The organism is Priestia sp. P5_B4, from assembly GCF_056400385.1.
This window is the reverse complement of record NZ_JBFULJ010000195.1, coordinates 1-5,770: the sequence shown is the minus strand read 5'-3', so window position 1 is coordinate 5,770 and position 5,770 is coordinate 1. Positions and strand designations below refer to the sequence as shown.

Sequence of the window (5,770 nt, the reverse complement as noted above, 5' to 3'; positions counted from 1 at the left end):
TACTAAACCAGTACGCTTTAAAATTTCTCCTCTTCCGTGCTCGCCTTTTGTTTTGATTAATTCAACGCCTTCAAAAACCGTGTTTTGCGTAAGTACTTCTACATTTTTAAAACCAGCTTCTTTTACTGCTGCGGCATCTTCTTCATTTTGAACGAACATTTTGATATTGTTTGGCAACGCCTGTTTAGCGGCATCGTCAAAATGGTCTAAATGGAGGTGAGTGACAATAACCGCATCTACATCAGCAATAATTTCTTCAACGGATATCGGTAAGTTCACTAAAGGGTTGTTTTGATCTTGTCTGATCGAATTTGGAAAAGGAGGGTACGTACCTTTTTCTGCTAACATAGGATCAATTAAAAACGTTTTTCCTCCGTATTCAACAATTAGAGTAGCGTTACGAATATGTGTAATCTTCATCTGTATCTCTCCTTTTTTTGATCTACATATAGTTTATAGGATGCTCTAGTTGCAAATACATAGATAAAATCAAGTCTTTTACCACTTTCACTTGATAAATGAAAGAATAGTAATCAAAAGCAAAAAGAACCGAAACAGTGCTGTTTAGGTTCTTTTTAGGGTTTCTTTTATCTCTTTATATATACGTACTTGGTTGCGGCCATGTTGTTTGGCAGCGTACAGGGCGATATCTGCTTTATTCAACAGCTCATCTAACGTTTCATTTTCTTGTTTTTTCGCTTGTGCTACTCCAAGACTCAGCGTAACAGAAATGGTTTTTTCATTAATCAGTAAGGGCTGAGTCTCGACGTGACGGCGAATTTGGTTGGCAAGCGTTTCGCCTTCGGATATAGTATAGCCCTTTAGCGCGAGTACAAATTCTTCACCGCCGTACCGAGCAAAAAGGGCTCCTTGCGGTAATACGGACTGACAGGCTTTTACGACATGTACAAGCACCTGATCGCCGGTATAATGACCATACGTATCGTTCACTTTTTTAAAATAATCAATATCAAGTAAAAGAAGCGTAAAAGAAGATGCAGACTTTTTTGCTTCATCGAATGCTTGCTTGCTGTGTTGAAAAAATGCTCTGCGATTATAAATTTGCGTCAGCTCATCGTAATAAGCTTGATTTTCAAGCTTTAGCTGAAGTCTTTTTAGCTCTGTGATATCTGTAAAAATAAGCAGCAAGCCGTGACTGTTGTTAGCATACTGCAAAGGAGAGGTGCGAACTTGATACGTATACTGAGATTGATCCCCAGAAAAAAGCTGCAGCTCTTGACTGCTGTTTTTATTTTCGAATGTAAAAGGAAATGAACTGCCCGATAGAGTGAACCAAATATCAGCAAACCGTTTTCCAAACATCGCTTTTTTCAGCTGCGGAAACATGTTCTTCGACGCTAAGTTAAATTCAATTAATCTGTAAGCTTCATCAAGCACGATAACACCGTCATTGATGCTGTTAAATATCGCATCTTTCGCAACGGGCATGACTGTAAACATACGCGATGAGTTAATGGACCATAAATATAAAAAAGAAGAAACCCATAAAACCATCGGAACTGGATCAATTCCCTGCGGCGTAAAGCCCATTAAATAGACAAAAGCTGTGACAATAGGGACTAATTGCCCGACCATTAATGCAATTAACTGCAGGCGGTAAGCTTTGGCTGTTTCTTTCCAGCGGTAAATGGCAAGCAACAAAGCAACGAACATAGACGAAAAGATGAACATGCCGTGAATCGTGTACCATGGTCCAATTTCTTGATGAATGTAAGGAGCACCTAAAACTGGGTCAATTTCAAACACTCGGTAATGAAGGTGATGCCAGTCATTTGTTGCGACCACGATCAAACTAATAAAAGGAATGATAAAAAGCGCAAAAATATGTTTTTTCCTTACCTTTATGCCGACATACTGCATAACAAACAGCAGTCCTGCAGGAGGTGAAAAAGGCATGCCCACGTATTGAATAACGGTCCAAAATTTCATTTCCTCAAGGTTAACGGATAGTAAGCTAAAGGCCGCACCCATACAATAAATAGCGGTGAAACCTGTATGAAGAATAAATAAATGCGCAATATTGCTGTAGTGGTGACGCTTAATAAATACGTAAAAACACAAGTATAAATTAAGAACACCAGACGTACAGATAAGCGTTATATAAGCGGTTAAATCTAAATTCACAATTGTATCCCTCATTAAGAAAGCATTTTTAGTTAAATGTAGCACAGTTGAAATAAAATGTGGATATTTTATGTAGGAAATTAGTAGTGTTGGAGATAGTAGAGGGACTATAAGGATAGGTCAGGATGATGAAAAAATGGTGCCTAAACAACAAGTAATTGAAACGAACGGAGAAGATTTATCTTCATCTCCAAAAGTCAAAGTTTCTCAGTGAAAAACACATGCCTGAAAACACGAGATGTTCCTTCATCTGCGTTTCTTCAGGCATATTTTTATTGTGAGTCTAATTAAATTTTACAAAGGTGTCACCTGCATTTTTTTCTGTCTGAAAAAGACCCAATCTGTAAAACCTATTTCTTTAAGGCGCTTTTTTACTAGTTCAAAGTCGTCGCCAATGCGCTCCGGGTCATGGGCATCGGAACCAAATGTAATGCGTACCCCGTAGTGCAGGGCTCTTTCCAAAATATCATCTGCAGGATACCAGCCTCCGCAGTCTTTGGTTTTGCCTGATGTATTCACTTCTATGGCAATGTCATGTGCTGAAATCACTTTTAGCGTTTGATCAATAACAGCTGTCTGAATAGAAGAAAAAGAAGGATAGAATCCTTTCATGGCATCAATATGTCCAAGGATCTGAAACATTCTGCTCCGGGCAGATTCTTCGATCAATTGATAATACGTTTCTTTCGTGCGCTGCTTTTCTTGCTGAGAAAGGCCTTCCCAGCGCGTTTTATGAAAGATGCTGACTTCATCAACTTGATGGACAGAGCCGATTATGTAGTCAAACGGATATTTTTCATAGTAGCTACGATATATCTCCGCATGCTCGGGAAAGAAATCAGACTCTACGCCTAACAGCACTTCAATTTTTTCTTTATAGTCTTCTTTTAGTTTCAAAATCTCAGCTACATATCCGGAGAATGCGCTTTTTCCCATCGCAATGTGAGGATGCGGCTGGTCTTCTTCGCTCCCAAAATAAGGAGAATGATCCGAAATCCCAATGATATCAAAGCCTTTATCAATAGATGCCTCTATATAATCTCGAATCGTTCCGCGAGCATGTCCGCATCGGTCGTGATGGGTATGAAAATCAAATTTTAAATCAGCGTTCATTTTTCATCACCTCTGTTACCTTTTTATGTAGTGTATAAAATATTCTACAAAGAAACAAAGTATCCCCCGTAGAAATGGATGAAGAGAATATTTCTTGGCTTGCTGGTGAGTCATCTACTAAAAAGATTGTACAGAAAGAGGTTATTTTATTTAATTTGCTGCAAAAATTGACATGGAATTCATACCAAAAGTTACATTTGATTCGGCAAGCTAAAACGCATATACTACTCATACACGATCTGAAATAACGTTCAGGTAATCGCTGCATCATTTGATGTAGAGGAAAGTCCATGCTCGCACGGTGCTGAGATGTCCGTAGTGTTCGTGCCTAGTGAAAAAATAAGCTAGGGCAGCTTGGCTTATAGCTTAGCTGACGGCGGGAAAAACCACCTAAGTCTTCGGATATGGTCGAGTATCCCTGAAAGTGCCACAGTGACGAAGCTTTGCTGGAAACAGCAAAGGTGGAACGCGGTAAACCCCACGAGCGAGAAACCCAAACAATGGTAGGGGAACTGTCTCTAAGGAATCAAACGGAGAGACGGACGGTTACMTGTGTAATCGTAGATAGATGATTACCGCCTGAGTACGAGAGTAAAATCGTTTGCAGTACAAAGGTACAAAACATGGCTTATCGAACGTTGTTGAAACAGAGACTGATTGTAAAATACGTAACCAAAACAAACCAATGAGGTTTGTTTTTTTATTTGTTATTTTTCAAATCATAGCCGACTCATTGATAGAGTGCTTGAATTTTCTTAACTATAGTATGAGAATTCAAGGTATATGGAAATACATATTGTCTAAATTGCGGTATAGTTTACTTGTACTTACTAAATACGGGGAAAGGGAGAATATTTATGATTAAAAAAATGGAGCATAYAGCAATTATTGTTGGAAATATGGATGAGACGATTCACTACTACGGAGATATGTTTGGCTTTAAAGTTCGCCTTCAAGGATCTAACGAGAAAAGAGAGATGGCTTTTTTGTATCTTGAAGAACAGCCGGGTATGGAAATTGAGCTCATTCGAGATATTGATCCGATTGGCGAGTATAACAAAAGCGGGATTGTTAACCACCTTGCCTTTACGGTAGAGGATATAAATAAGACGATTCAACATTATAAGAGCAAAGGAATTGAATTTTTATCATCTGAGCCTCAGCCAACGCTTGAAGGCGGCCGTATGATTTTATTTCACGGACCTAATGATGAGTTGTTGCAGTTAGTAGAACGGGTTAAACTCTAAAAAAGTCTACTTTAAAGGGGTACATACAAGAAAGAATGTGTTTTACATTCTCAAAAAAGACCTTTCTTTTATGGTGAGAGAAAGGTCTTTTTGATGTGTAGTTACTATGATATCTTAGTTAGCTTTTTAATAACTTTCCTTACGTTTCATACCAAATCCTTCTTTCTGCTAGATAATGATGAGTATAAAATTTTAATAAGTGCCGTATACAGCAATCGTCAAGATGAACTAAAAACATCCTCGAGTATGTTTCCATTTTTTATAGTAACACCCTCTATTTATAATGTATAATTCATTATAATCATATTTTTCATACATCTATGTAATGAATAGAACGGTTAATAAGGAGATGGTACAAAGTGGAGTGGCAGCAGTTTAAATATTTTCAAACGCTAGCACGTACGCAGCATATGACACGCGCAGCAGAAGAACTGTTAATTACGCAGCCTGCGCTCAGTCGTTCAATTGCTCGTTTTGAAGAAGAGGTAGGAGCACCTCTATTTGACCGGCAAGGACGTTCCATTCAATTAAACCAATATGGCAAAGTTTTTTTAAAGCGTGTAGATAACATAATGAAAGAATTTGATAAAGGACAAGAGGAAATTCAAGCGCTGCTAGATCCTGAAAAAGGGCAGGTGTCACTTGGGTTTTTACATACGCTCAGCACAGATTTGATTCCAGATTTAATCGCGTCGTTTCGCAGCTTATATCCTAAGGTGAATTTTCAGCTGAGGCAAAGTCCTTCTCACGTTCTTCTTGAGCAGCTGCAGCTCGGTGAACTGGATCTTTGTTTGATTGCGCCTATGGAAGAGAAATCGGTCATTAAGTGGCAGCATCTTTGGAATGAAGAGCTGTTTGTGATCGTACCGAAAAATCATCAGTATGCTGATCGTGAAAGTATCCCACTAGAAGAAATTGCTGAAGAATCATTTATTCACTTAAAAGAAGGTTTTTCTCTTCGTCTTACGTTTGAGCAGTTATTTGAAGAGACAGGGGTAAAGCCTCACATCATGTTTGAAGGAGAGGAAGCTGATACCGTAGCGGGACTTGTAGGAGCCGGCTTAGGAATTTCTATCCTTCCAGATTTACACGGAATCGATCAAAGTAAAATAGTGAAAATCCCATTAGCTAAAGCCAACTGCCACCGAGTAATTGGACTAGCATGGATTGAAGGAAGATATCTATCACCGGCTGTTAAACAGTTTAGAAACTTTGTTTTACATAAATTTAATGACCAGAAATAAAGGTGTTTCGTAGCCTAGATT

Annotated in this window: 5 protein-coding genes and 1 other RNA gene; 3 read left to right on the top strand and 3 right to left on the bottom strand. The window is 38.6% G+C overall.

The annotated features are described in order from the left end of the window. The 3 genes from AC1DRF_RS15060 to AC1DRF_RS15050 form a co-directional block, all read right to left on the bottom strand. A partial coding sequence (locus AC1DRF_RS15060) for an MBL fold metallo-hydrolase (protein WP_477741050.1) occupies positions 1-420 on the bottom strand: 420 nt, incomplete at its 3' end. A gap of 144 nt (positions 421-564) precedes the next feature. Continuing rightward, positions 565-2,145: a histidine kinase N-terminal 7TM domain-containing diguanylate cyclase gene (locus AC1DRF_RS15055; protein WP_427075875.1), complete on the bottom strand. Its 1,581-nt coding sequence runs from the start codon at positions 2,143-2,145 to the stop codon at positions 565-567. Between the two features lie 294 nt (positions 2,146-2,439). Further along, positions 2,440-3,258, bottom strand: a complete 819-nt coding sequence (locus tag AC1DRF_RS15050) for a histidinol-phosphatase (RefSeq protein ID WP_477741049.1) — start codon at positions 3,256-3,258, stop codon at positions 2,440-2,442. Positions 3,259-3,505: 247 nt separating this feature from the next. Between AC1DRF_RS15050 and rnpB the strand changes: the two genes are divergently transcribed. From rnpB to AC1DRF_RS15035, 3 genes are all read left to right on the top strand, one after another. Continuing rightward, an RNA gene (gene rnpB / locus AC1DRF_RS15045) (RNase P RNA component class B) lies at positions 3,506-3,894 on the top strand. 221 nt (positions 3,895-4,115) lie between these two features. Continuing rightward, positions 4,116-4,505: a VOC family protein gene (locus AC1DRF_RS15040; protein WP_477741048.1), complete on the top strand. Its 390-nt coding sequence runs from the start codon at positions 4,116-4,118 to the stop codon at positions 4,503-4,505. Between the two features lie 359 nt (positions 4,506-4,864). Further along, the gene (locus tag AC1DRF_RS15035) at positions 4,865-5,749 is read left to right on the top strand and encodes a LysR family transcriptional regulator (RefSeq protein ID WP_427075878.1); all 885 of its coding nucleotides are present in this window, start codon (positions 4,865-4,867) and stop codon (positions 5,747-5,749) included. Positions 5,750-5,770: the final 21 nt, after the last annotated feature.

Bases quoted from the DNA above. Each gene is read 5' to 3' on its own strand.
- AC1DRF_RS15050 (WP_477741049.1), bottom strand. From the start codon at position 3,258: ATGAACGCTGATTTAAAATTTGATTTTCATACCCATCACGACCGATGC.